24 protein-coding genes are annotated in these 26,230 nt (G+C 39.6%); 2 read left to right on the forward strand and 22 right to left on the reverse strand.

All coding sequences use genetic code 11. The features are described 5' to 3' along the window. Positions 1-61 precede the first annotated feature (61 nt). The gene (locus tag AC0VXV_RS11865) at positions 62-535 is read left to right on the forward strand and encodes a DNA polymerase III subunit alpha (protein WP_475528374.1); all 474 of its coding nucleotides are present in this window, start codon (positions 62-64) and stop codon (positions 533-535) included. Positions 536-1,329: 794 nt separating this feature from the next. On the opposite strand, the gene spo0A is transcribed toward AC0VXV_RS11865, so the two are convergent. The 17 genes from spo0A to AC0VXV_RS11950 all read right to left on the reverse strand — a co-directional run bounded on the left by spo0A (position 1,330) and on the right by AC0VXV_RS11950 (position 19,466). Continuing rightward, the gene (gene spo0A / locus AC0VXV_RS11870) at positions 1,330-2,121 is read right to left on the reverse strand and encodes a sporulation transcription factor Spo0A (protein WP_079527582.1); all 792 of its coding nucleotides are present in this window, start codon (positions 2,119-2,121) and stop codon (positions 1,330-1,332) included. 347 nt (positions 2,122-2,468) lie between these two features. Further along, positions 2,469-3,395, reverse strand: coding sequence for a SpoIVB peptidase S55 domain-containing protein (locus AC0VXV_RS11875; RefSeq protein ID WP_475528375.1), 927 nt, complete (start codon positions 3,393-3,395; stop codon positions 2,469-2,471). Between the two features lie 191 nt (positions 3,396-3,586). Next, a complete protein-coding gene (gene recN / locus AC0VXV_RS11880; protein ID WP_475528376.1) occupies positions 3,587-5,278 on the reverse strand; it encodes a DNA repair protein RecN in 1,692 nt (563 codons plus the stop codon). A 16-nt stretch (positions 5,279-5,294) separates the two neighbouring features. Beyond that, a complete protein-coding gene (ahrC, locus tag AC0VXV_RS11885; protein ID WP_079527588.1) occupies positions 5,295-5,744 on the reverse strand; it encodes a transcriptional regulator AhrC/ArgR in 450 nt (149 codons plus the stop codon). 276 nt (positions 5,745-6,020) lie between these two features. Continuing rightward, on the reverse strand, positions 6,021-6,839 hold the full coding sequence (locus AC0VXV_RS11890) for a TlyA family RNA methyltransferase (RefSeq protein WP_475528377.1): 819 nt from the start codon (positions 6,837-6,839) through the stop codon (positions 6,021-6,023). A 3-nt stretch (positions 6,840-6,842) separates the two neighbouring features. Beyond that, complete coding sequence (dxs, locus tag AC0VXV_RS11895) at positions 6,843-8,741, reverse strand: 1-deoxy-D-xylulose-5-phosphate synthase (protein ID WP_475528378.1); 1,899 nt, start codon at positions 8,739-8,741, stop codon at positions 6,843-6,845. Between the two features lie 89 nt (positions 8,742-8,830). Then, positions 8,831-9,715: a polyprenyl synthetase family protein gene (locus AC0VXV_RS11900; protein ID WP_475528379.1), complete on the reverse strand. Its 885-nt coding sequence runs from the start codon at positions 9,713-9,715 to the stop codon at positions 8,831-8,833. A 3-nt stretch (positions 9,716-9,718) separates the two neighbouring features. Then, positions 9,719-9,946 carry an exodeoxyribonuclease VII small subunit gene (xseB, locus tag AC0VXV_RS11905; protein WP_008404237.1) on the reverse strand — a complete coding sequence of 76 codons (228 nt, stop codon included), beginning with the start codon at positions 9,944-9,946 and terminating at the stop codon, positions 9,719-9,721. Further along, positions 9,943-11,301: an exodeoxyribonuclease VII large subunit gene (xseA, locus tag AC0VXV_RS11910; protein WP_475528381.1), complete on the reverse strand. Its 1,359-nt coding sequence runs from the start codon at positions 11,299-11,301 to the stop codon at positions 9,943-9,945. The genes xseB and xseA overlap by 4 nt, the downstream gene beginning before the upstream one ends. Positions 11,302-11,494: 193 nt before the next feature. After that, positions 11,495-12,358 (reverse strand): bifunctional methylenetetrahydrofolate dehydrogenase/methenyltetrahydrofolate cyclohydrolase FolD, encoded by an 864-nt coding sequence (gene folD, locus AC0VXV_RS11915; protein ID WP_475528382.1) that lies wholly within the window; start codon positions 12,356-12,358, stop codon positions 11,495-11,497. A gap of 142 nt (positions 12,359-12,500) precedes the next feature. Further along, a complete protein-coding gene (gene nusB, locus AC0VXV_RS11920) occupies positions 12,501-12,887 on the reverse strand; it encodes a transcription antitermination factor NusB (RefSeq protein WP_079527600.1) in 387 nt (128 codons plus the stop codon). A gap of 462 nt (positions 12,888-13,349) precedes the next feature. Next, a complete protein-coding gene (locus AC0VXV_RS11925) occupies positions 13,350-13,616 on the reverse strand; it encodes an aminopeptidase (RefSeq protein WP_475528383.1) in 267 nt (88 codons plus the stop codon). Between the two features lie 109 nt (positions 13,617-13,725). Beyond that, positions 13,726-15,216 (reverse strand): glycerol kinase GlpK, encoded by a 1,491-nt coding sequence (glpK, locus tag AC0VXV_RS11930; RefSeq protein ID WP_475528384.1) that lies wholly within the window; start codon positions 15,214-15,216, stop codon positions 13,726-13,728. Then, positions 15,216-16,025 (reverse strand): MIP/aquaporin family protein, encoded by an 810-nt coding sequence (locus AC0VXV_RS11935; RefSeq protein ID WP_079527606.1) that lies wholly within the window; start codon positions 16,023-16,025, stop codon positions 15,216-15,218. Before AC0VXV_RS11935 ends, glpK begins: the two co-directional genes overlap by 1 nt. A gap of 18 nt (positions 16,026-16,043) precedes the next feature. Next, positions 16,044-17,684, reverse strand: coding sequence for a glycerol-3-phosphate dehydrogenase/oxidase (locus tag AC0VXV_RS11940; protein WP_475528385.1), 1,641 nt, complete (start codon positions 17,682-17,684; stop codon positions 16,044-16,046). A gap of 171 nt (positions 17,685-17,855) precedes the next feature. Then, a complete protein-coding gene (locus AC0VXV_RS11945; protein ID WP_008404246.1) occupies positions 17,856-18,260 on the reverse strand; it encodes an Asp23/Gls24 family envelope stress response protein in 405 nt (134 codons plus the stop codon). A 132-nt stretch (positions 18,261-18,392) separates the two neighbouring features. Further along, entirely contained in the window at positions 18,393-19,466 is a 1,074-nt protein-coding gene (locus AC0VXV_RS11950) for a mechanosensitive ion channel family protein (protein WP_475528386.1), read from the reverse strand. 116 nt (positions 19,467-19,582) lie between these two features. Here AC0VXV_RS11950 and AC0VXV_RS11955 point away from each other — a divergent pair, with 116 nt between their 5' ends. Next, positions 19,583-19,927 (forward strand): nuclear transport factor 2 family protein, encoded by a 345-nt coding sequence (locus AC0VXV_RS11955; protein WP_475528387.1) that lies wholly within the window; start codon positions 19,583-19,585, stop codon positions 19,925-19,927. 32 nt (positions 19,928-19,959) lie between these two features. On the opposite strand, the gene AC0VXV_RS11960 is transcribed toward AC0VXV_RS11955, so the two are convergent. The 5 genes from AC0VXV_RS11960 to AC0VXV_RS11980 form a co-directional block, all read right to left on the reverse strand. Continuing rightward, positions 19,960-20,955 (reverse strand): VanW family protein, encoded by a 996-nt coding sequence (locus AC0VXV_RS11960; protein WP_475528388.1) that lies wholly within the window; start codon positions 20,953-20,955, stop codon positions 19,960-19,962. Between the two features lie 145 nt (positions 20,956-21,100). After that, positions 21,101-22,102: a M23 family metallopeptidase gene (locus AC0VXV_RS11965; RefSeq protein WP_475531459.1), complete on the reverse strand. Its 1,002-nt coding sequence runs from the start codon at positions 22,100-22,102 to the stop codon at positions 21,101-21,103. Further along, entirely contained in the window at positions 22,102-22,869 is a 768-nt protein-coding gene (locus tag AC0VXV_RS11970; RefSeq protein WP_475528390.1) for a polysaccharide deacetylase family protein, read from the reverse strand. The genes AC0VXV_RS11965 and AC0VXV_RS11970 overlap by 1 nt, the downstream gene beginning before the upstream one ends. A gap of 148 nt (positions 22,870-23,017) precedes the next feature. Continuing rightward, entirely contained in the window at positions 23,018-24,319 is a 1,302-nt protein-coding gene (locus AC0VXV_RS11975) for an NCS2 family permease (RefSeq protein ID WP_475528392.1), read from the reverse strand. A 312-nt stretch (positions 24,320-24,631) separates the two neighbouring features. Next, the gene (locus AC0VXV_RS11980) at positions 24,632-26,170 is read right to left on the reverse strand and encodes an SH3 domain-containing protein (protein WP_475528393.1); all 1,539 of its coding nucleotides are present in this window, start codon (positions 26,168-26,170) and stop codon (positions 24,632-24,634) included. Positions 26,171-26,230: the final 60 nt, after the last annotated feature.

A 26,230-nucleotide genomic window follows, 5' to 3' on the forward strand; every position in this document is an offset into this window, starting at 1 on the left:
AAACTTCTTTTAGGTTAAAATACTCATAAATTACCAAAGAGTGTAAAAGGATGATTATGAAATGAGTGTAATTGTACTTGATAACAAGAGGCTTTTTCTAAAAAGGATTAAAAATTATGAGTTAAATACTGAAGAGATCTATTATAGAAACGATAAATCAGAGGAAAGATTTCTTTTCCTGTTCCTTATGAATGAGGATGAACTTTGGAGTGAATATAAGTTCAAATATTTATATATTCAGATGTTTGATGGCAGTGAATATAAGTATTTCTCTGATAAGAAATTATATAACATTTTAAAGAAAATGGATGAATACTTTAAAGAAGCCGGAATTAGTGAGATAGAAGACTGTTCTTATAATAGTTCGGAAGACTGTTACTTTGTTAGTGAAAATTTGAAAGAAATACTAGAAAATGACGAGCATCTAGCGCAGGCTGTCGATAGTTATGTAATAATCAAGGATACATTGATATTCGTTGATGAAGACATTTCCATTATAGCTAATAGGATGGATAATTCCTTTGGAACGGTATAAAGAAACCGGTAAAACGCATGTCTAGCCAAATTTCCCTGCGCATAAATGAGATTTATAGTGTAAATGTATCTTAGGTATGGTAATGTTAACCAAACTAAATGAGGTGCTAACTTGGATGAGCTTGAGAGAAGGAAATGTTTAGACGATATAAGGCTCCATAAAGTACGCACTAAAAAATTACGGATATTAATTGCTAATACCAACAATGTTGACGTTAAAAAGCAGCTAACTAAAGGATTGCTTTGGCATATCAAGTGTAAACGGGTGTTAAAACTAATGCTAATCGAAAATATTGAGGAGGATTAATCAGCTAGTGTAGGAAAAGTTGTAGAGAAATTTTAAAGAGGATGCGTCAATTGTTGCTTGGACAACAGACGGAGTATTTTTGTGTAATCCCGTTCTGGTAAACGGGTGTTATCTGCAAAGCACACTCAGTAATAAAAAGGAGTTTCCGGAGCGCTTACCTTAAACGTTCCTCGATTAAACGGATATAAGCTCGAACGTGCTCCGTTATTATTGGCGGAACATCGCCAAGTAACGTGCAGGCAGTTTTAACGACTGTTCATACGAACTCATCGACTTTTTAATAATCCTATTGCGCTACAATCGAGCATGTAACGCTCTATTCCGATTAATAACGGTCATAATCCCCTAGAAAAAAACGCCACCTAAAACAGTCGTAATATAACTGTCTTAGAAGGCTCTATTAATTTCATTATATAATTGATATTTATAATAAGTTTACCGGTCATTCTCCGCCAGCCTGTATGCTACAAACGCAGTCATACCAGCGCTTAACTCGCGACCATCTCAATACGGATCTTGTCCGCAATCATCGCAATGAACTCTGAGTTAGTCGGTTTTGATTTCATATGGTGTACTGTATAGCCGAACAGCTCCGAAATGTTCTCATAGCTGCCGCGGTTCCAGGCTACTTCAATGGCATGGCGAATCGCACGTTCCACACGTGAAGGGGTTGTCCCAAATTTTTTCGCGATTTCCGGATATAAAATTTTTGTAACCGAACTTAGTAACTCAATATCATTGTAAACCATCTGGATCGCTTCACGTAAATAAGCGTATCCTTTTATATGTGCAGGTACACCAATCTCTTTAATGATGCCTGTAATCGTTGTATCCAATAAGCGTGTGTCCATTTTTGCAGGGGTACTCGTTGATAACACCGGTACTCGTTTTTCCTGTTCGACTTTCTTTCCGGCACAATGCAGAATTTTTTGAACAAGCTGCTCAAACTCAAAAGGCTTTAACATGAAGTAAGATGCACCGAAATTCACAGCCTGCTTCATTACATCTTCTTGGCCAAAAGCAGTTAGCATAATGACTTGAGTCTGTGTATGACGCTCATCGTTATACATTTCTTCCAATACAGCCAGTCCATCCAAATGCGGCATAATGATATCCAATAGCAGAACATCAATTTTATGCTCTTCCAACATTTTAATACAGATTTTTCCGTTGGACGCTGTTGCAACAATTTCAATTTGCGGATGATTCGTAAAATACACTTCCATCATTTTAACTAATTCGCGATTATCATCAGCAATCGCAATTTTCACCTTTGACAAACAAAATCCCCCTTTAATAATTTTATCTTATATATATTCATTACAATGGCAAATTGTATGAGCTTTCTTACAAATGTCCAAACTTCTTGTGTAATACAATTGTAACAAAAATGAGCGACAGTTGTCTTTCGATCTCTCTTATTTTGCATTGTCCTTTAGTGAAGTTTCGACAGAATTACTAAATTTCCTTTTCTTTCATAAAAAATAAGTAACAAGTATTATCTTTTCTCTGTTTCTCGACAAGGAAATATATGGTTCATCATTTGTCGATTTATTATCATGTACTATTGTAATGAAAAAAGCAAAAAAAGACTACACTTTATTAAAAAGTATAGTCTAAAGTATTTTTAGTACGGGCTTTTTTTTAGCATTTCAATAACAAGAATACCGGCACCTTTTGTTGGTTCTTCGATAAACATATGCGTTACCGCACCAACGAACTGGTTATTCTGTATAATAGGACTTCCGCTCATCCCTTGAACAATACCGCCCGTTTTCTTTATTAGACGTTCATCGACGACATTGAAAGTAAACGTGTTGTCCGTTTGTTTGTCAATTTCGATATCAAACAAATTGACTTCTTCCCCGTCGATTGCCGTTAAGATTTGTGCTTTTCCCTTTTTTAACTCATTTGCATGTATAATTTCCAGCGGTGGATGCAAACTGTCATGTAATGATTGTTTCCAATTACCAAAAATACCGTATACATCATTGCTTATTACTGAACCGAGTGGCATTTGTGATTTATCTACAACTGAAATTTTGTACCCTGGCTGTCCAGGCGTACTTTTCTTCACTTGTGAGATTGATGCTTCAAAGATTGCACCATCATTGAATTTCGGAGGCTGCTTCATTGTAGAATCTACAATTTGATGCCCAAGCGCTCCGTATTCCATCGTTTCAGGATCGATATACGTTAACGTTCCTATTCCATCTGTTTCACTTTTTAAAAATGGTTTTAAATGCACCAGTTCATGAGCTGATACGTTGATCTCTCGTTGTTGCTTTCCATTTTCAACGGTCAGTGTAAATGATTCGCCTTTGCCGGCAATGTCTTCTAACTGGCTTACCTTTTCACCATTAAGTTCTAAAATATGTTCTCCCTTTTTCAACCACTCACTATTTTCCAATAATACGTCCTGTGCAACCATTACATAAGGCATCTCCAACTGAACGCCAATTGAATGGCCCATTGGAATTAATGATTTCCCCAATACTTCTATTGGTGATAACATAAAAAGCAATGCAACGAGTATCGACCATTTTTTAATCATCCTTCACCTCCTCTATGCGCTTACTATGTGAAAATTTGACGGAGTTATGAACGGAAAAATTTTGTTGATATGAGGAAAAATTAGAATGTATTCGTTGTAATCCTTGCTGCTCCGCGACCTTAAAACTTATACGTTTAAAAAAATAAAAAACCGTCTAAAATTTTTAGAAATTTTAGACGGTTTTTGTATATTTAATTCATCATTTCCTTACGTTCATTGGCCATGTGGATTAATTCTGAAGCATGTTGTAATGTCAGGTCTGTAATTTCGGCCCCGCTCATCATGCGGCTGATTTCCACAATTCGTTCCTTTTCTTCCATTTCCGTAATCGATGTAAATGTACGGTTGTGTTCAACTTGCTTTTTAATGTAATAATGATGATCCGCCATTGCGGCAACTTGCGGCAAGTGAGAAATACATAAAACTTGCGAATTAACTGAAATTGCGGCAATTTTTTCGGCAATAGCCTGAGCGACACGTCCGCTTACACCCGTATCGACTTCATCGAAAATAATTGACGTAATGCCATTTGATGAAGAGAAAATGGTTTTAAGTGCCAGCATCATACGCGAAAGTTCCCCGCCAGAAGCGACTTTAGGTAACGACTTCGGTGGTTCCCCAACATTTGTAGAAATGTAGAATGCAACAAAATCCTTGCCGTTCGCGTCCAGCTGATTCAATGGCTCGAATTTAACGATAAACTGCGCTTTTTCCATATGAAGCATACGCAGCTCATCCATAATGGCATCACTAAGCTTAATTGCATTATCTTTGCGGATTGCCGTCAATTCTTCGGCAATTTTATTTAGATCTGCTTCCATGTTCGCAAGCAATTGCTCATTTTTCTGCAATGTTTCATCACGGTTTATAAGCTGGCTTAACTCTTCCTCGATTTTTTCATGATACGTTAAAATCTCTTCAACTGTCGTACCGTATTTACGTTTCATAGTTTGATATAAAGCAAGACGCTGCTCGACCTCATTCAAGCGCTCTGCGTCATACTCTAAATCATCGAGCACATTTTTCACCTGATATGCTGCATCCTGCAATGCATAGAAGCTCGAAGTGACCGCTTCTGAAGCTTCTTTGAAATTCGAATCAAGTGCTACAATGTCTTCCAGTGCATTCATCGCATTACCGATAAAATCCAGTCCTGTTCCATCATCGGAAATCGCTGAATACGCAATGTTCGCACGTTCAAATATTTTATGGAAATTCATTAAACGGAGGCGTTCTTCATCCAATGCCTCTTCTTCATCAATTTTCAAACCTGCCTGTTCCAGCTCCTGAATTTGGAATTGATATAAATCAATGCGCTGGGCCATCCGCTGCTCGTCCATACTTAGCTCGGCCACTTCTCTTTTTAGTTGGCGATACGCTTCATACGCTTCATCGTACTTCGCTTTCACGGGCTGAAGCTTATTATGTGCATAATGATCCAGTAAATTGATATGGAATTTTTCATCCATAAGCTCCTGATTTTCATGTTGCCCATGAATGTCGATTAAACTGCCGCCAATATCCCGTAAAACAGATAATGGAACAAGTTTGCCGTTCACTCTGCAAACGCTTTTTCCTGAATCGTGCAAATCACGTCTTAAAATAATCGTATCTTCTTCTGATTCAATCCCATGTTCCTCGAGTTTCGCAAAAATCGGATGCTGACTATTATTCACATGAAATAGTCCGCCTAGTTCCGCCTTTTTTTCTCCGTGGCGGATAAACTCGGTAGAGCCACGTCCGCCAGCCAATATATTAACCGCATCAATAATGATCGATTTTCCGGCACCTGTTTCACCTGTCAAAACAGTTAAACCACCGAAAAAACTAACGGTTAAATCATCAATAATAGCAAAATTTCGAATGCTTAATTCTCTTAACAAACCATTCCACCTCGGTTTACAGCATATCTAATAAGCGATTTTTTATTTCTTCACGTTCGTCCTCTGTTCGACACATGATTAAAATCGTATCGTCCCCACAAATCGTACCTAAAATTTCCGACCAGTCCAGATGGTCCAGCAATGATCCGATTGCATTTGCATTCCCCGGCAATGTTTTCATTACTAAAAAGTGTGACGCTCCATCAATCGAAACGAAAGCATCTGCCAACGAACGATGCAATTTTTGAATTGGGTTGAAACGTTGGTCCGCTGGTAAACTATATTTATAACGACCGTCCTGTAACGGTACTTTAACTAAATGCAATTCTTTAATATCTCGTGAAACCGTTGCTTGAGTGACGTTGTATCCGGCATTTTTCAGCTGATCGACTAAATCGTCCTGTGTCTCGATTTCGTTATTTGTAATAATATCACGGATGCGTATATGGCGCTGTCCTTTGTTCACAAAAGTCACCTCATTAAAATGTATAAGAATATATGTATATTTACACTACCATTTGCATAAAGGAAAAACAAGAAAAAACCGTACATATGTTCAAAAATCCGTTTTTTCCGACTGTTTTCTACACAAAAAGGAAAGTAATCAGCTACAAATTTCGCATAAAATTTGTTCACTAGTTTAAAATAAAACTTCAATTTAACACGCTTAATCACAGTCCATTCAACTAAACAAAAATAAAAGCACAAAACAAATCCATAAGAATCTGTTTTGTGCTTTCCATTATTTCAGCTGCATATGCGCTTCTTTTACGACTTGCTCGAAATTTGTGAAGGCTTCTACTTCCTCACCGTCATGCGGATTATATAAATGGAATAAAAATTCAATATTCCCTTCCCCGCCTGTAATCGGTGAAAACGAAGCATCCTTTACAACAAATCCGATTTCCGTTGCCATTTTAGCTGTTTCTTCTAAAACGGCTAAATGGACTTTCGGTTCACGGACAATACCTTTTTTCCCTACGTTTTCTCGACCTGCTTCAAATTGCGGCTTTACAAGTGCCATAACATCGCCACCTTGCACTAAAACAGTTTTTAATACAGGCAGAATCAACGATAGCGAAATGAACGAAACATCGATTGTCGCGAAACTTGGTAAGCCTTCTACTAAATCTTCCGGCTTTGTGTAACGGAAATTTGTTTTTTCCATAACCGTTACACGCTCGTCTGAACGGATTTTCCATGCAAGCTGGTTCGATCCGACATCCAGTGCATAGCAATGACGCGCACCGTTTTGCAGTGCACAATCCGTAAAACCGCCTGTTGAAGAGCCGATATCAAGCATTAGTTTACCTTCTACAGATAGGTCAAAAATTTCAAGTGCCTTTTCCAGCTTCAATCCGCCACGTGACACATATTTTAACTGTGAGCCTTTTACTTGCAGCGGTGCATCGATTTCGATTTTTTCCCCTGCTTTATCAATGCGGATTTCGTTTGAGAATACGAGACCAGCCATAATCGAGCGCTTTGCCTTTTCCCGCGTCTCACATAAACCGCGTTCAACAAGCATTACATCTACTCGTTCTTTTTTTTGCTTTGTCATTCTTTATTTAACCCTATCCGACTGTTTATTCGGTACAAGCTGTGTAATACGTTTTACCGCTTCTTCAGCTGTCACGTTTATTTCTTCTAATAATAAATCAACTTCACCATGCTCGATAAATTCATCCGGAATCCCGATACGTTCGATTTGAACATTGCGGTATTTCTTATCAAATGCAAATTCCAGCACTGCACTACCAAATCCGCCTTGCAGCAATGATTCTTCAATAGTTAAAATCGGCAAGTTTTCCTGCATAATTTCATGCAGCATCACTTCATCCATCGGTTTAATGAAACGTGCATTAACAACACGTACATCAATACCTTGGTATGCCAACTGTTCCGCTGCCTTCAATGCCATTGGAATCGTTGTACCGAATGTCAGAATAACTGCATCCGAACCTTCACGCAACACTTCCCATGAACCGATCGGCAATGCTTTCATTTCCGCATCCATTTCAACACCTAAACCATTGCCGCGAGGGTAACGAAGTGCGATTGGACCATCATTATACTCAATCGCTGTTTTCACCATATGCTGACCTTCATTTTCATCTTTAGGCATCATCAGGACGATATTCGGGATATGACGTAAAAACGAAATATCAAATACACCTTGATGTGTTTCGCCGTCCGCGCCAACAAGGCCTGCACGGTCAATACCGATGAAAACATTTAAATTCGGGCGTGCAATATCATGCAGCACCTGGTCATACGCACGCTGTAAAAACGTCGAATAAATTGATAAAAACGGTTTCATATGTTGTGTTGCAAGACCTGCCGCCATTGTTGTTGCATGCTGTTCGGCAATCCCTACATCAAAGAAGCGATTCGGGAAGTCTTTTTGAATGCCTTCAAGTTTTGAACCGACAGGCATTGCCGGTGTAATCGTTACAATCCGGTTATCTTCCTTCATGCATTTACGAACCGATTCCGCGACTAAGCTGCTCCACGCCGGACCTTTTGTTGAAGATTTTACGAAAGCGCCTGTTTCCATTTTATATGGACCCGTGCCATGCCAAGTACCGATTGTATCGTCTTCGGCAGGTTTGTAGCCTTTACCTTTTTTCGTCAATACATGGACAAGTACAGGACCTTGTACTTTTTTCGCATATTCCAAAGTTTTCTCCAGTGCCTCAAAATCATGCCCGTCAATCGGACCTAAATATTTGAATCCTAATTCCTCAAAGAATACACCTGATACAACTAAATACTTTAGGCTGTCTTTCACACGTTCAGCAGTAGCGGCCAGCTTGTCGCCAACCATTGGAATTTTGTGAATTAATGATTCCAAATCTTCTTTTGCACGTGAATATTCCTTTGCCGTACGCAGACGCCCTAAAACATCATGCAATGCCCCAACGTTCGGTGCAATCGACATTTCGTTATCATTTAAAATAACGATCATATTCGTTTTTTCATGACCAATATGGTTCAATGCTTCCAGTGCCATACCGCCTGTCAGTGCACCATCACCGATAATCGGAACAACAAAGTTTTTGTCCCCTTTAATATCTCTAGCCGCAGCCATACCCATCGCTGCAGATAAAGATGTGGAACTATGCCCTGTTTCCCACATATCGTGTTCACTTTCGACAAGCTTCGGGAAACCGCATAGTCCTTTAAATTGACGCAATGTGTCAAATTGACTTGCCCGGCCTGTTAAAATTTTGTGGACATATGCTTGATGCCCGACATCCCATAAAAATTTATCCTTTGGACTGTTAAAAGCTTTATGCAGTGCAATCGTCAGCTCAACAACACCTAAATTCGGGCCAATATGACCACCCGTAATTGAACATTTTTCGATCAGAAAAGCGCGAATTTCTACAGCCAGCGCTTCCAGTTGCTTTTTATTCAAGTCTTTCAAAAAGGATGGACTAGAAATTTTCGTTAAATCCATCTCATCCACACACCTTTTCATCAGTTTATTCACCGTTGTGATTTTTCTATTATATCAATGTACAACACAAGACAAAAGTTTAACACATTTTAGTTACTACGTCTCACAATATACTGTGCAAATTGTCGAAGCAATGTCGTATCAGTGTCGATTTTTTGCAATGCTTCAATCGCCAGCTCATAATGCTCATCCAGCTTTTGCTTTGCACCGTCTAATGTAAGTAAAGCAGGGTATGTACTTTTTTCGCTTGCAACATCTTTTCCTGCTGTTTTCCCTAGCTGTTCCGAAGTTCCCTCAATATCTAAAATATCATCTTGAATTTGGAAGGCTAAACCGATATGGTGCGCATATTCCACTAATGCTTCACGGTCAGAACTACTTGCATTTGCCAGCACGGCACCTGCTTCAATACTAAAACGAAGTAGTGCGCCTGTTTTATTAACATGAACCGTTTCAAGCTCCTGTAAATTTAATAGACGTTTTTCTCCGTCCATATCAAGCACTTGTCCGCCGACCATTCCTTCAGCACCTGCCGCAATACTTAACAGATTAACAAGCTCAATGCGTTTTTCTGCAGAAAGATTATTTAGACGTGCGATAACACCAAATGCCAATGTGTTTAAAGCGTCACCAGCCAAAGTTGCCAATGCTTCACCATATACAACATGGTTCGTTGGCTTGCCTCGGCGCAATTCATCATCATCCATACTTGGCAAGTCATCATGGATTAACGAATACGTATGGATCATTTCAACAGCAGAGCCTACTGAATAACTTTCCTCAAGAGACAGATTGTACATTTCGCAAACCGCCACAACAAATAACGGACGAATTCGTTTGCCTCCTGCATTTAATGAATACAGCATCGATTCTTTTAAATGTGCAGGTGCTTGTATCGATTCAACGAGTTCATACATTGTCGTTTCCAGCTGCGGTATATTATGATCAATAAACTGCTTTAACGTGTTTTCCATCTGTTAGTCTTCTCCATTTCCTTGTTGGAAAGCTTTCTTTTCACCATCTTCTCCAACGATTGAAATTAATTGCTGTTCTGCGTTTTGCAGTGTATCATGACAAAGTTTTGATAGTTCCATTCCTTTTTTGTAAAGGTCAATGGCTTCTTCCAGTGGAACATCACCTTGTTCAAGCTTACGTACAACTTCTTCTAATTCTGTCATTGCTGTCGCAAATGTCGGTTTTGTCACTTTGCTTCCCCTTCCTTTTGCACATGCTTTTTCTCAATTTTCGCTTCGGCATATCCATCTTGAAACGTCAATTGAATCACGTCGCCTTTTTCCAGCTCGTGAACTGATTTTACTACGTTTTCCTCTTTATATGCCACGTTGAAGCCTTTACTCATTAATGCGAGCGGATTTAACGCCTCCAGCATACGCAGCTGATTTGTAAAAGCGACTTTTTTTTGTGCAAGCTGTTGTTGCATTCGATTTGTCATTGTTTGCGTACGATGTGTAAGCTGCTGTTTGGCTGCGGTTAACTGATGCACCGGCGAATACAGCTTCATCTTGCTGTCTATTGACTGCAGTTTTGATTTTTCATTCATCATATAAAGCTTCGTTGCATTTTGCAGTGATAAATCCACTTGTATTAGCCTTTCAATAAAAGGACGATATAATCGCTCAGGTGTTGCAAGCGGATAGGAATTTTGCAGTTTCGTTAAGCGATTGCGTTCAAAATTAAGCTTTGATGTCATCATTTGATGAAGAATCGACTGATGATGAAGTATTTGCTGGTACAGCTGCTGCTGATTCGGGACGGCCAGTTCTGCCGCAGCAGTTGGTGTCGGTGCACGTAAATCCGCGACAAAATCGGCAATCGTCGTATCGGTTTCATGTCCGACAGCACTAATAACCGGAATACGGCTCTCAAAAATCGCCCGTGCGACGATTTCTTCATTAAACGCCCATAAATCTTCAATCGATCCGCCACCACGACCAACAATGAGTACATCACAAAATTCATGGCGGTTCGCTAAATAAATATTTTCAGTAATATTTGGCGCCGCACCTGCTCCCTGTACGAGCGTCGGATAGATTAAAATTTCAGCCTGTGGATAGCGTCGGTTAATCGTTGTGCAAATATCGCGGATGGCTGCACCAGTCGTCGCTGTTAATACACCGATCGTTTTCGGAAATTGCGGAATCGGCTGCTTAAAATTCGGATTGAATAAGCCTTCTTTTTGAAGACGTTCCTTCAACTGATTAAATGCGACGAATAATCCGCCAATCCCGTCCGGCTCCATCGTTTGTGCATAAAGCTGATACGCGCCGCTTGCTTCATAGACATTCACATCGCCACGTATAAAAACTTTCATCCCTTCTTCAGGCTTAAAGGAAAGTTTCGAAGCCTGCGAACGGAACATCGTCGCGTTAATACGTGAACCGTCATCTTTCAGCGTGAAATAAATATGACCTGAACTATGTACTTTTACATTTGAAAGCTCTCCCGTTACGTACACATCACGTAAATGCGGATCGGCATCAAATTTTCGTTTAATATATTTAGTTAATGCTTTTACGGATAAATAAGAATTCGATGTCATAAACGTATTGCTCCTTTACGGTAGTACTTTTTCTTGTATGTGATTTTTGATGCGAACGGCAGAATTGCCGGTTCATCATTAGATAAAGAGGAAAAATAAACGAAATATTTATCCTTAAGTATTCTTTATTGTGCCCTATAAGCTAAAAATCACGATTTTGATCTACATCAAAATCGTGATTTTTGAAGTTAGATTAATTCTCTTGACGTTCTAACTCTTTTTCAGCTGCTTGTACGGTGTTTTCCAGTAACATCGTAATCGTCATTGGACCGACACCGCCTGGAACGGGTGTAATATGTGAAGCGATTCCTTGTACATCGTCAAAGTCGACGTCACCGCATAAACGGTTGTCTTGGTTGCGGTTAATCCCCACATCAATGACAACTGCACCTTCTTTAATATGCTCACTTGTAATAAAGTTTGCACGACCGACAGCAGCGATTAAAATATCGGCCTGTTTCGTAAAGGCTGGTAAATCCGGTGTTTTGGAATGTGTATACGTTACTGTAGCATCTTTTTGCAACAATAGTTGTCCCATCGGTTTCCCGACGATATGGCTGCGTCCAACGATGACTGCATGCTTTCCTGCAACATCTATTCCCGCATGTTCGAGCATTTTCATAACCCCATAAGGAGTACATGGCAAGTATGTATCCTGTCCAAGCATCATTTTCCCTACACTAATCGGTGAGAATCCATCCACGTCTTTCTCCGGAGAAATCGTTTGGATTACTTTATCCTCATCGATATGTTTCGGTAATGGAAGCTGAACGAGAATACCGTGAATTGAAGCACGTTCGTTTAATTCACGAATTTTTTCAAGTAAAGCCTGTTCTGAAATATCTTCAGGTAGTTTGACAAGTTCCGAATACATCCCAATTTGCTCACAAGACTTTTGCTTGTTTGCTACATATGTTTTGGATGCGGGATTGTCTCCTACTAAAATGACAGCTAATCCGGGTGTGATCCCTTTTTCTTTTAGCGCTTGTACACGAGTAGCGACCCCTGTTCGAATTTCTTGACCGATTTCTTTACCATTAATAATTACGCTTGACATGTTGTTGCTCCTTCCAGTGATTACGACAATCGGAAAGGCTGCCTGCTGCTTGTATTTTTAATAAACACTGACACTTGTTATGACAACCTACCAGTTAAATCTTGATATATTAATCTTTATAGAATTGAATACATTTGTTGATTTATTGCTCAGTAAATTTCGAAAGTACACCATTGACGAACTTGCTTGATTTATCGTCACCGAATGTTTTAGAAAGCTCGATTGCTTCGTTCATAATAACTTTGTTTGGCGTTTCTTCTGCGTATAATAATTCATATACAGCTAGACGTAAAATTGTTCTTTCAATTTTTGGCAGACGGTTAATCGTCCATTTTTCTAGGTTTTTTTCTAGCGCTGCATCAATTGCTTCTAGATTTTCAGTTGTACCACGAACTAATTGCTCCAAAAAGGCATTCGATTTTTGTTCTTCTTCAAGAACATGACCAATCGCCTCTTCTATTGTCAATTCTGTGCTGTCTAACTGAAACAAAGCTTGTAACGCTTTTTGACGCGCCTCTGTTCGTTTCATAAATAATAGCTCTCCTTCATAAGTAGCATTACTTGTTATCATAGCATATTTTGCAAGGCATCGCACAGTTTGACTGAAAATTTTTGGCTGTTAAAAGAGATTTTTGTATTCTTCCTTAAAATGGTGAAATTTGCGATAAAAAAACGACATGTTTGAGATAAATCAACATGTCGTTTATATTAATTCCGTTAATAATATACCAGGTTTTTATATTAGGTAGTTGATTGCCATTGCGGGTCGGACGCTTTCCGCAGGCGTGAGGCCAACAGGATGTTGGTCACAAAAGCGTTGCCACAGGATGTGGCGTTCTTAGCTTTTGTTCCTAGTCTCAGGCATCACGCTATTCCTGCTGGAAGCTTGCTTGTAGCGAAAGGCGCCAGCCGTCAGCTACACTCGCCTTCCCTCCATTTCAATCAACTCGTTATAAAACTTATTAAAGGCATCTTAAATTATAATGTGAAATTAATTATTCTGTAACGGGATCATTAGCGTGCCTGTTTCGCGCTTTTCGTCTCCTGATTCCGGGAACTCAAACAGGTACGTAATTTGTTCAGCTGTTTCTTTTAGTACGTAGAACTGGAAATGCTCCATATTTTCCAGGAAATAACGGATGTCCTGCATCGCCATCAGCTCTCCGACTTCTTCATAGTGTGACAATGCTTGTTTAAAATAAGCGTTAATCAACGTTAAATCTTCTTCATTTGCTGTACGAATATAATCTTTGCTCATATCTTTTAACTCCTCAACTAGATAATGACCTATTATAGCATAATTTCGATAGAGAATAGGAAGCTGCTGCCAAATGGCTTGAAGGTCATTTATTTTCTAGTATATTTTATCACTTAAACGCCTGTGCAGCTTTAACAGCTTTGTGCCATCCTGTGAATAATGATTCGCGCTGCACTTCATCCATTGCCGGTTCAAATTGGCGATTAAGCTGCCAATGCTTTTGCACTTCGTCGAGATTCTCCCAGAACCCTACAGCCAAACCAGCTAAATAAGCTGCACCCAGTGCTGTTGTTTCATTAACCGATGGACGTTCAACAGGCACGTTTAAAATATCCGACTGGAATTGCATTAAAAAGTCGTTCATAACTGCACCACCGTCAACGCGTAATTTTCTCAAGTCGATGCCTGAATCCGATTCCATCGCCGACAACACATCGCGAGTTTGATAGGCAAGTGACTCCAATGTCGCACGGATAAAGTGTTCCTTCGAAGTGCCTCGTGTTAAACCGAATACCGCACCGCGCACTTCACTATCCCAATACGGTGTTCCCAGTCCGACAAATGCCGGTACAACATACACACCATCCGTATCTTTTACACGTGCTGCATACGCTTCACTTTCAGCAGATTTCCGGAACATACGAAGCCCGTCACGAAGCCACTGAATTGCCGAACCCGCTACAAAGATACTTCCTTCAAGCGCATATGTCACTTTTCCGTCATAGCCCCACGCGATAGTTGTAAGTAGGCCGTGCTCCGATTTTACCGCTTCCTCACCTGTATTCATCAGCATGAAACAACCGGTACCGTAAGTATTTTTTACCATTCCTTGTTCATAGCAAGCTTGACCGAATAATGCTGCCTGCTGGTCTCCGGCAATACCCGCGATCGGTACACGATGACCAAAGAAGTGATTCCCCGCAATTTCCCCGTAAATTTCAGAGGACGGTTTTACTTCAGGAAGCATGGAAGCAGGAACCCCTAAAATGTCCAGCAATTCCTCATCCCATTTTAATTCGTAAATATTATACATTAATGTTCGCGAAGCATTCGAGTAGTCCGTTACATGAACAGCGCCTTCTGTCAGCTTCCAAATAATCCATGTATCAATTGTTCCGAATAATAGATCGCCAGCTTCCGCCTTTTCGCGTGTACCTTTAACATTGTCCAATATCCATTTTACTTTCGTGCCGGAAAAATAAGCATCAATAAGCAAACCGGTTTTATTACGGAACAGTTCATTATGCCCTGCTTCCTTTAAAGAATCGCAAATATCCGCAGTTTGGCGCGATTGCCAAACGATTGCATTATATACCGGCTCACCCGTATTTTTATCCCAGACAACCGTCGTCTCACGCTGGTTCGTAATCCCGATTCCTTCAATTTGCGACGCTTGGATATTATTTTCCGATAATACTTTTGCGATTACCGATAAAATTGAACTCCAAATTTCCTTTGCATTATGCTCAACCCAACCCGATTTCGGGAAATGTTGTTTAAATTCCTGCTGCGCTGTATGAACGATATCCCCTTTTTTATCGAATAAAATGGCACGTGAACTCGTCGTACCCTGATCTAACGCCATAATATACTTTTCCATTATACGATCTCCTTTTTAGCGGATTTGGATTGTGTAATAAATGCAATGACACAAATGACAACGAATAACGTTGTAAACAACCAAAATGCCACTGAATTTTCATTTAAAAAGAATTGTTTGTAAAACAGTGCGCCTGTTACGCCACCTATAATCGGTCCGACAATTGGCACAAAGGCATAAGACCAGTCCGAATCACGCTTACCTGGAATCGGTAAGAAGAAATGCGCGATACGGGGTCCTAAATCACGGGCAGGATTAATGGCGTAGCCTGTTGGTCCGCCTAAACTCATACCAATCGCAATAACGATAATACCGACAAGCAATGGATTAATACCATCAGCCAATGAATTACCGCCTAATGCTAAAATCCCTAATAATAATATAAAAGTCCCTATCATTTCTGTTACCATGTTTGCCAAGGGATGACGAATGGCAGGAATTGTAGCAAAAACGGCTAATTTCGCATCTTGATCTTTCGTTTGTGACCAGTGTGGCAAATAGGCAATATATACGATAATTGCGCCAATAATTGCACCTAATATTTGTGCAATAATATACATCGGAACATCCGCCCATGGGAAGTCACCAATTGTTGCAAATGCTATTGTCAATGCAGGGTTTAAGTGGGCACCACTTATTCCGCCTACAGTATATGCCGCGATTGCCACGGCAAAACCCCAGGCGATTGTAATTACGACCCAGCCGCTATTTTCCGCTTTGGAAAATTTCAGCAAGGAACCAGCAACAACCCCGCCACCTAAAATAATTAATATCATCGTTCCTACTAATTCTGCTAAAAATGTAGACATTCCCTTCGCCTCTTTTCACTATGTCATTGTTACGTCCTGTAGTTCCTGTTCTAGTTGATCTGTATGCTGCTGCTTTTCTTCTGCTGTCCAGTTTAGGTAGTCACTCATTTCATCAATAACAAGCTGTTTATATTGTTTGACAAGGTGGATATTAAATAATAGTGCACCGGTACGACGAACGAAAAAGTCGGTAGGAGTACATGCACTTTCCTCGTTTATCGCATAGTACAGCTGACCGTAAACGATCGGCGGTAAGTTCCCTTTTGCCTGTTTAATATAATCGAATACTTTATCAACATTTGTACCGTAGAATTTTGCTAAATAACGGCTCTGTTCTTCCGTTAACCCAAGGTCTTGGCCTTTCACCGTCCGTTTTTCAACAAACGATTCAAAAAACTTCGAGCCGCTCGTTTCCCCGCCCGAAATAGGTAGATTTTTTGTAATGGATTTGCCGTATTTCATCTGGTACTCGTCGTTTAATTGTTTTACGACAAGGTCGACAATTTTTTCCGCCATTTTACGGTAGCCTGTCAGTTTCCCTCCTGCAATCGTAATCAGTCCACTTTCCGATTGCCAAATTTCATCTTTACGTGAAATTTCCGACGGCCCCTTACCTTCTTCGTGGATAAGCGGTCTCACCCCTGCCCAAGCTGATTCAATTTTATCTTCTGTCAGTTGCATTTGCGGGAACATATAGTGAATCGCATCCATAATATATTGTCGATCCTCTTTCGTTACCTTTATGTCTGCAGGATCGCCTTCATAAAATGTATCTGTTGTTCCTACGTATGCTTTGCCATCTCGCGGAATTGCAAAAATCATTCGTCCATCTTTTTCGGTATCAAAATAGATCGCCTGCTGCAGAGGGAAGTCATCCTCGTCGAAAACGAGATGCACACCTTTTGATAAAATAAGATGTTTGTTATTAAGTTCCCCATCTAATTTGCGCACAGCATCAACCCATGGACCTGCCGCATTGACGACTTTCTTTGCTCGAATTTCATATTGTTCCCCAGTAAGCTGATCTTCCACTGTCACTTTAGAAAAGGCAACGTTATTCGCTTCAATACCGACAACCTTTAAGTGATTCATTGCGATTGCCCCGTTGGCAACAGCCGCCTTCATTACTTCGATTGTCAGGCGCGCATCGTCCGTACGGTATTCTACATAAACGCCGCCACCGAGCAAACCGTCCTTTTTAATAAGTGGTTCACGGGCAATCGTTTCATCTGCAGAAAGCATAAAACGTCTTTCATCCTTTTTGACATTGGCTAATACGTCATATACTTTTAATCCAAGCGCTGTCGAAAACGAACCAAATGTCCCTCCTTTATGGAAGGGAAGCAACATCCATACAGGTGTTGTTACATGTGGTCCGTTTTCATAAACAATTGCCCGCTCTCGACCAAGCTCGGCAACCTCTTTTATTTCGAATTGTTTTAAGTAGCGCAGGCCGCCGTGCACAAGTTTTGTCGATCGGCTACTGGTTCCTTCCGCAAAGTCCTGCATTTCTGCCAACCCTACTTTTAACCCACGTGTAGCAGCATCAAGTGCAATCCCCGCACCTGTAATTCCTCCACCAATAACAAATAGATCAAAGGTGTCTTCTATAAATGTTTTTTTCAGTCGCTCTCTTGCATTTGCAGAAAAGTTTCCCATACCGTTTTCCTCCTTACCAAATGAAACTTTAAATCTATACCCTATTTTTGCCTTGTTCATATCCTAAAATTCACAAAAATATGAAAAAAATTTTAAATTAAAGCCTTTGCTCTTGAGAGAACGAAAAAAAACCGAGCCTCAATTAATTGAGCTCGGTTCATGTTTATACGATTATTCTGCGTCTTTTGAAGTTTCGAACTGGATCCCTGTAATGTGGATGTTCACTTCGCTTGTTTCGATGGCTGTCATATTTAAAATGGCTTGTCGAATCGTTGTTTGCACTTCTTTCGCCACTTTTGGAATGGCATAACCATATTTTACAGTACAGAATACATCAATCACGATATTGCCTTCTTCAGACATTGCTGACTTGATGCCTTTCGAATGGACTTTTTTACCGAAACGCTCGGCAACACCTGATGCGAAATTTCCGCGTGTTGCTGCGATTCCTTCCACTTCTGTTGCAGCGATACCTGCGATAACTTCAATTACTTCTGGCGCGACTTCAATCTTCCCTAATTCTTCTTTACCAACCGGTGTTGGTTGTACGAATGCTACTTGTTGTTTCTCAGCCATTTGCGATACATCCTCTCTTATGTAAACTAATGGATTTCTAACGCTTGTTACTTTAAATCCTTATGTTCAGTATACTACAATTATAGACTGGATGTAGAACCGTTACGCCACATTTTCTAAATTTGGCACTGGTCATCCATTATTCCATGCATACTGACCGTCATTCGGATCAACTAGTTTAATGTCATACACTCCACAGTAATGTTTTGCCACAAATAATATTTCCTGACGTACTTGCAGCATAATACCCGTATCATTCGTCTCGACAAAGTATCGGATGAGAATACGACAGCTTGTCGGCATCAGCTCATCCATCGCCACATGAATGATTTTTTTCGAGATTTTCGGATGCAATGAAATTTGCTCACGTACCGATTCCAAAAATTTCACAATACTTTCCTCACTGTTTTCATTGGAAATATGCAGGAAATGCTCCACTTTTCTTTCTGTCCGATTCGACAAATTGTAAATCGGTCGATTGACTAAATACGAGTTCGGTACATAAACAGTCCCTTTATCAGATGTTTGAATGACCGTACTGCGCAAATTAATATCCTGAATCGTCCCGTCGATTTTTTCATCACTCGACATGACCCAATCCCCGATTTGGAATGGTTTATCCAAGGCAACACTCATCCCGCCGAATATATGTGCGAGCGTATCACGAATACCAAATGCGAGCGCAACACCTGTTAGTCCAATCGCAGTTAAAAACCCGTTTAAATTAAAGTTCCACAGAGACGCAATTGTAAACATCGCAATTACCATAACCGCAACTTTACTCATCCGTAAGAAAAACGGCGTTAAGATATCCTGATCTTTCCCAGTTTCAAACCGATGCGGATTTTTCAAATAAAAACCGAGTACATCATACAGCGCTTTAAACGCAAAAAATACATACACTGAATCGATATAAATACCGAGTTTTGCATTATCAAATAGCCATACTTCCACTAATAGAGAGGCTGCCATCACAATCAGGCTGAAAATAATGGCATTCCGTATTGATGGGTACACACTCTTTGTAATGTCACCAAAAACCGGATGATTTTTTTTATTGAACAAATCCGCGATTTTGAATAGCAGCGGCCGTATTATGAATCGAATGACGAGTAACCCAACGACAATTATTGCAGCAGCCGCCAGACCATCCGCTACAGTCGGTGCGGTCACAGACGGAATTAACCATTTAATCGATTCCCACATAACAATCACCTTCTTAAATTCTTCTTTACAACTACAAGACAAAATCATACCATGTAAAGAAACGATTTACATCGAAAATCGTTCCACTGATAGTCAATTCGAATGGAGGGTTATTTATGACTGCACTTAACAATCAATTTCTGCTTTTAGAACAACAGCTGATGTATTACAAAAAGGAAGACTTTATCAGCTTCTTGAGTGAGGATTTTCTAGAATATGGGTCATCCGGAGGCATTATGGATAAACCTTTCCTACTGAATGAAGTAACAGATCAAGGTATTGAAGAATGTTTATTTACCGTTGCGGATTTCCAGGCAATTTCAATTGCAGAACAAATTGTGCAAACACGATTCGTTACTACAAATTGCACGAATGGCAACAGCCAAAACCGCAGTTCCCTTTGGCGCAATGAAAACGGAACATGGCGGATGTTCTTTCATCAAGGCACACCAATAAAATAAAAAACCGCCCTTATGTAAAGAGCAGCAATTCATTACTTTTTAAATAGATCTTTATATTGATGTGATGTCGTGATGGCGATTGTCAGCGCACCTTTACTGTAATACGATTTAATTAAAAACGGAGCCCCGCTCGTATTTTGAAACTTGAAATCGAGCGATCCGTAAGCAACCGTGGCATCCCTGCCTATCGGGACATAGCCGATGTTCAGTGAATGGTGATGCCTTTCCGTAATGCGAATTCCTAACTGGTCGACAGCATTAAATAATGTCGAGGATGTTTGGCAAATTCCACCGCCAATCCCCATCACCAGTTCCTTATTAATAATTTCAGGTGCCGGTTGATAACCTTTTTCCACCGTTCGCTCTCCGACCATTGTGTTAAAAGAAAAATAATCTCCATCCCCAACTAAAATATTATGGATGGCCTTTGAAGAAAGCTCGATATTTTCGCTTCTTCCGCTTTGTGCTCCATTAAAATATGTCGTAAACGAAGCAACGGTCACATCATCTAATGAAGGAATGTCTATTTCGAGATTGGTTTCCAATATATACAGCGGTAAAAAAATATGATTTCCTTTTGGTGAAGCTGTTAAAATTTTTTCGACTAATTCACTTTCCTTTAATAAGATACCGGGATTCCCTTCAACAACGTGCCCGTTTTCGCCGACTTTATGAAGCACCATCGTTTGATCATAGCCGGCCCTTTCTTTCGTCCCTCTGGCTAAATCTCTCGCTATTTTTTTAACATTAGCTTCGTACAGATCGCTATCCGTACCGTATCCTAATAATTGTGGTGTGAATGATTTCACGATTTCCATTGTTCTCGGATCGATCAATGTAATGACAGCTGGATAGATTAGCGGATATTCTCCAACAATTGCTTCACTTTCCGGCAACGGCGCGGTAGTTGAAGCTTCAATTTGCTGTACTTCTTCACCGGTTTCGGAAGCACTTGAATACGACGCTTTTTCACAGCCTGTAAGAATACAAAGACCGATCAGTACTAAAGAAATGAAGTTTGTTTTCATTTTATTTCCCCTATCTATAAAAGCAAAGATCTCATAGCTTATTCAGAAATTTAACTTCTGTTAACAGTAGTAATACCATTAAACGCCCACGTATATTGAATATTGATACCGTCACTTTTATAGACAGCGAGAATGGAATCCATCATTATTGTTTTCTTTGCTTCGCTTCTTTTTCCCATCTTGCCAAGGCTGGGTATGGGTCAAATGCCCACTCTGCACGACCATTAAATTTATAGATGCCATAGTGTAGATGCGGCGGGAATTTACCAGCTGTTCCTTCTTTACCGTATCCCGTGCTTCCAACATAGCCGATAATTTGTCCTGCCTCGACAATATCGCCTTCTTTGAGCCCTTTTTGGAAATAAGCGAGGTGTGCATAATAATGATACGAGTTATGGTTATCACGAATACCGACACGCCAGCCGCCAAATTGATTCCATCCCATCACTTCGATTACACCGTATGACGTTGAATAGACCGGTGTGTTGTACGGAGCAAAAATGTCTGTTCCTTCATGAATTCTTCGGCCACCCCAGCCGCGATTTGCTCCCCATGTTCCTCTGTAGCTGTAATCAGCATGAGTGGATAACGGAAATGTATGATTGTCTAAGTTGATTGTTCCGAATTTCTCATATAATTTAGCAATAACAAGTATTTGATTCACTGATAGTTCATTTTTATAATAGTCCCATAAAGCCAACTTAAAATTATCCTCACCATATCCGTACTGTCTTAAATAGTTCGATAATGTAAACAATACATCCCTATCATCGGAACGATCTGCCACCCCATCTCCGTTTCCATCCATACCGCTTCCATTAAAATAAGCAATCGAAACCGGGGAAGTATCATCTCCCGCCGGATTTAAAATACCTGACCAAAATTCATCCGAAAATTGGATCGCAATTACACTTTCCCGTTTCGGTATGTCCTTTCGCACTTCTTGAATATTTCGTTCAAATTGATCGACAGCAGCTAAATAATACCAGGGCAATAATATATTTTCATGCTGTATATAGTAGTCCATCCTTTTTTGCATTAGCTGTTCTTTTGTCAAGGTGGTGTCCTCTTCAGCTGACGCATCGGCTACCGGCATAAATCCTAAGATAAAAATGGCCGTCATCATCAATGCAATACGGTATTTCATCATTTCTCCTCCTCTACGATATGTTGTTTCCTATCATTTTGTAATCGGATCATTTGTGAAATTGTGATAAATCGGTAGCCTTGTTTTTTTAGCTCAGGCAATATTTTTTCCAACGCTTGAACCGTCTGCTCCCGATTGCCTCCTCCATCATGGAACAAAACAATATTTCCATTTCCAAGACCGTTCAATACCGTATTTACTATTTTATTTACACCTGGATCTTTCCAGTCTTCTGTATCCTGATGCCATGACCACATAACAATTTTATAGCCGTTTTTGACGGATTCTTTAACAAGTTCATCTGTATAATAACCTTCAACCGGCCGAAATAAATTCGGTTTCACTCCAGTTATGCTGAAAATTGTATCGGATGTTTGATTAACCTCTTCCATAATGGGAGAAACTGATTTTGTAAAAGGATGTGTGTACGTATGATTGGCGATCTCATGTCCACTTTCATGCATCCGCAAAACGAGTTCGGGGCTTTTTTCAGCCAATTGCCCCACGATAAAAAACGTTCCTTTCGCCTCATACTGCTCAAGTAAATCGAGTACTTGTTGTGTATACTTCGGGTGCGGCCCGTCATCGAATGTTAGGGCCACCACTTTTTCATCCGTTTTTATATCCCATATAATCTCACCAGTTTCCTCATAATATTCCCGTCCCTTTGCGGCACCGAGACTGTGGAAAACATACATAGCCGCAAACAAAAATAGTAGGATTAAAAATAAAATAAAAGCGATTCTTCTTATTTTTCTTCTTTTCATATGATCACTTCCTTAATTAATTTCCTCTGCATTAGTATTTAGAAAAACGCTAAAAAGATGTATTTAATTTAAAGTGAAAAAAAACCATTTTAAATAAAAAAATAAAGGAGCTAGAGATCCAATGTGATCCCTAGCTCCTTTTTTATCATTAATGCGGTAAGTAGATTAACTGTAATATGAATAGAACGGCGAATACATACACGAGCGGATGTACTTCGCGTCCTCGTCCTTTAACAAGCATAATTAATGGATAGCTAATAAAACCGAGTGCGATCCCTGTAGAAATACTTGATGTAAGCGGCATTGATAAAATTACTAAAAATGCCGGGAATGATTCTTCAATTTCATCCCATTTCATATTTTTAACGACACCGATCATTAAACTACCAACGATAATTAATGCAGGTGAAGTAATAGCAGCAACACCTGATAATGATCCGACAAGCGGTCCGAAAAATGATGCAATGATGAACAGTACGGCAACAGTTAATGCTGTTAAACCTGTACGGCCACCAACTGCAACACCAGAACCTGACTCCAAATATGCTGTTGATGGGCTTGTCCCGAACATCGCACCCGCAGTTGTTGCAAGTGAATCGGAAATAAGTGCCTTACGTGCACGCGGAAGTTTTCCGTCCTTCAATAATCCTGCCTGCTTTGATACACCGATTAACGTCCCTGTCGTATCAAATAATGTAACTAAAATGAATGAAAAAATAACACCGTAAAGACCGTATTCAATCACTTCAGAAATCGCAGTTATTGGATTTAGTACGATCAATCCTTCAGGTAGATGCGGAAGCGCCACTACTTTATCGATTGAAAGCTGTCCTGTAAACATCGCAATGATTGCAGTCACGATCATACCAATAAAAATTGCCCCGTTCACTTTACGTGCCATTAATGCGACTGTAATGAACAACCCGATAAACGTCAATAACGGTGCCGGCTCTGAAATATTACCAAACTTCACTAAATTGGATTCATCAGCTACGACAATACCGGACATACGCAGCCCGATGAACGCGATAAATAATCCGATCCCCGCAGTAATCGCCAATTTTAAGTTTTCCGGAATGGCTGTAATGAGCTTTTCACGGAATGGCGTTAAACTAATAATAATAAATAAAATACCTGCAACAAATACTGCTGAAAAGGCAGTAGTATACGTAATCTCTCCATTTGAAGCTAATACAACAGTATAAGTAAAATATGCGTTTAATCCCATACCCGGAGCAACGGCAATCGGATAGTTCGCGCAAAGCGCCATCCAGCCAGTTCCGATAACTGCTGCGATAATTGTAGCCATAAATACTTGATCAACCGGAACCCCAGCACCTGATAAAATAATCGGGTTAACAATGATGACATAAGCCATCGTTAAAAATGTCGTTAATCCCGCAAATAATTCACGCTTAACTGTTGTCCCATTTTCTTTTAACTGAAACATTTGCATTCCTCTTTTCAAAACACGAACAATTTTTAAGAACTTATATATAATATTCGTTTCTATAGCAAAATGCAATCCATTCTGAGCATTTTTTTAAATAGGGAAAATTGGTTATTTTCAGATATTTATTTCATTGTTCTTATAGCTCTCTCCTTGAGGTTTTTCATCCTTTAAATAAAGAGAAAAATTTCCCTTATCCTCCTGCTAGAATACAGTTCATCTCTTCTTTCATACTTTACCCAAATTAAGATATTTTACAGCTGTAAAATAAGAAAAACGGTTGCTGAGGATGCAACCGTTTTGTAATTTCAATTATTTTTGCTCTTCTACAAATGATTCATATCGCTGTATAAACGCTGATATATGGGCACGTGTTAAAACATCATTAGGCTTGAATTCTTTTTTTGATGGTTGTGTAGTAAGCCCATTCTTGATGAAAAATTGAATAGCTGTGTCTTCGCTTACTGCTTTTCCATAGTAATAAGAAACCATCAGTTGTGCCAACTTCCCGCGTCTGATGCCTTGCTCTGCAAAAGCTCTTGAGGCTTTTGTTTTTTCGCTTGCCAACACAGGCATATTATACTTTTCCGCCAAGTTGTATACGCCGCTTCTACTCCAAGATGATGTGCCTTTTACACTTGCTAACTCATCCTTTTCAGCATAACGGAAGAAGATTGTCAGGAAATGTGCTTCTGTTAATTGATTGTTCGGTAGTAAATGCGTTTCGAATTTCTTTGTTTTTGCATTCCATATTTTACTGTCACCTTTAATTAAACCTTTATCGATTGCCCAGATCATATCATCTTTCCACCAAGCTGTAGCACTGAAGTCAGCATACTGTTTAATATAAGACGAGTAATCCGGTTTAGGTTCTACTGGAGTTGGTGTCGGTTTAGGAGATGGAGTCGATGTCGTATTTGAGTATTCCAAATAACTAGACGCTACATACCCCTCTGACCCGTCACTTCTTTGCACTGGATACCAAACAAAATGGTTTTTCTTAGAAGCCACTTCTTCATATTCAAAAGAACCTGAAATAGTAACCGTTTCACCTTTACTTAAAGTCCCCTTAGAAGAGCTATCCGTAGTAGGTCTTGTTCTAACCGTTACATTCGTTGTAGCACTTACTTTTTGACCTTTTGCAAAAGAATACTTTGATTTTGTTAACGGTAAATCAAAATTATAATCCATCTTTAAAAATTTAATGTTATCTCTGCTGTTAGAGTCATATTGGAAATCTTCGCTTGTAAAAGGCAGCTCTTGTAAGTCGATTAATTCATATTTCTCAACAAACCCAAGAATCTTTTCCTGATATGCTTTTGCATTTCTTTCACCAGTTGCTTTCTCAATTGGACTATTTACTGGCTTCGTACCATTATAAGCCATAATCGCGAAGTACCAAGATTCCAGGTCATCTCTGTCACCACCATTGATTTTAGGTAAATCCGATCGATCAAACATATTATCAAGAATTTTTACACCCGATTCAATATTATAGACAAGGTCGCTTTTCAGTCTTTCTTCATCGTAGCCTGCCTGGTTTGTAATTTGCATTAAGCCAATCCCATTATCAGTAGTCACAATTGCTTTACCGTTGTTATCGAAATGACGCCAATTTCCACTTTCACCTTCCGCTATTGCTTTCACAATTTCAGGCGGGACATTATAATTCAATGCTGTTTCAGTTAATAAGCAATTTGTAGTGGCGTAATCCGGATTTACGTTTGATGCCGCATCATAGTCACATGCAGTTGCTATATCATTCGCGAATACGTTGTTATCATTATTGATAGATAGAGAAATCGCACCAATTGCAATTGCGCCAATCAATGGTTTAAATATTTTTTTCATATGTACCTATTACACTCCCTTTTATATTTTCTAAAATTAAAAGATTCAGATATATGTTAA

The sequence above is a fragment of the Solibacillus sp. iso_87 genome, from assembly GCF_056173085.1.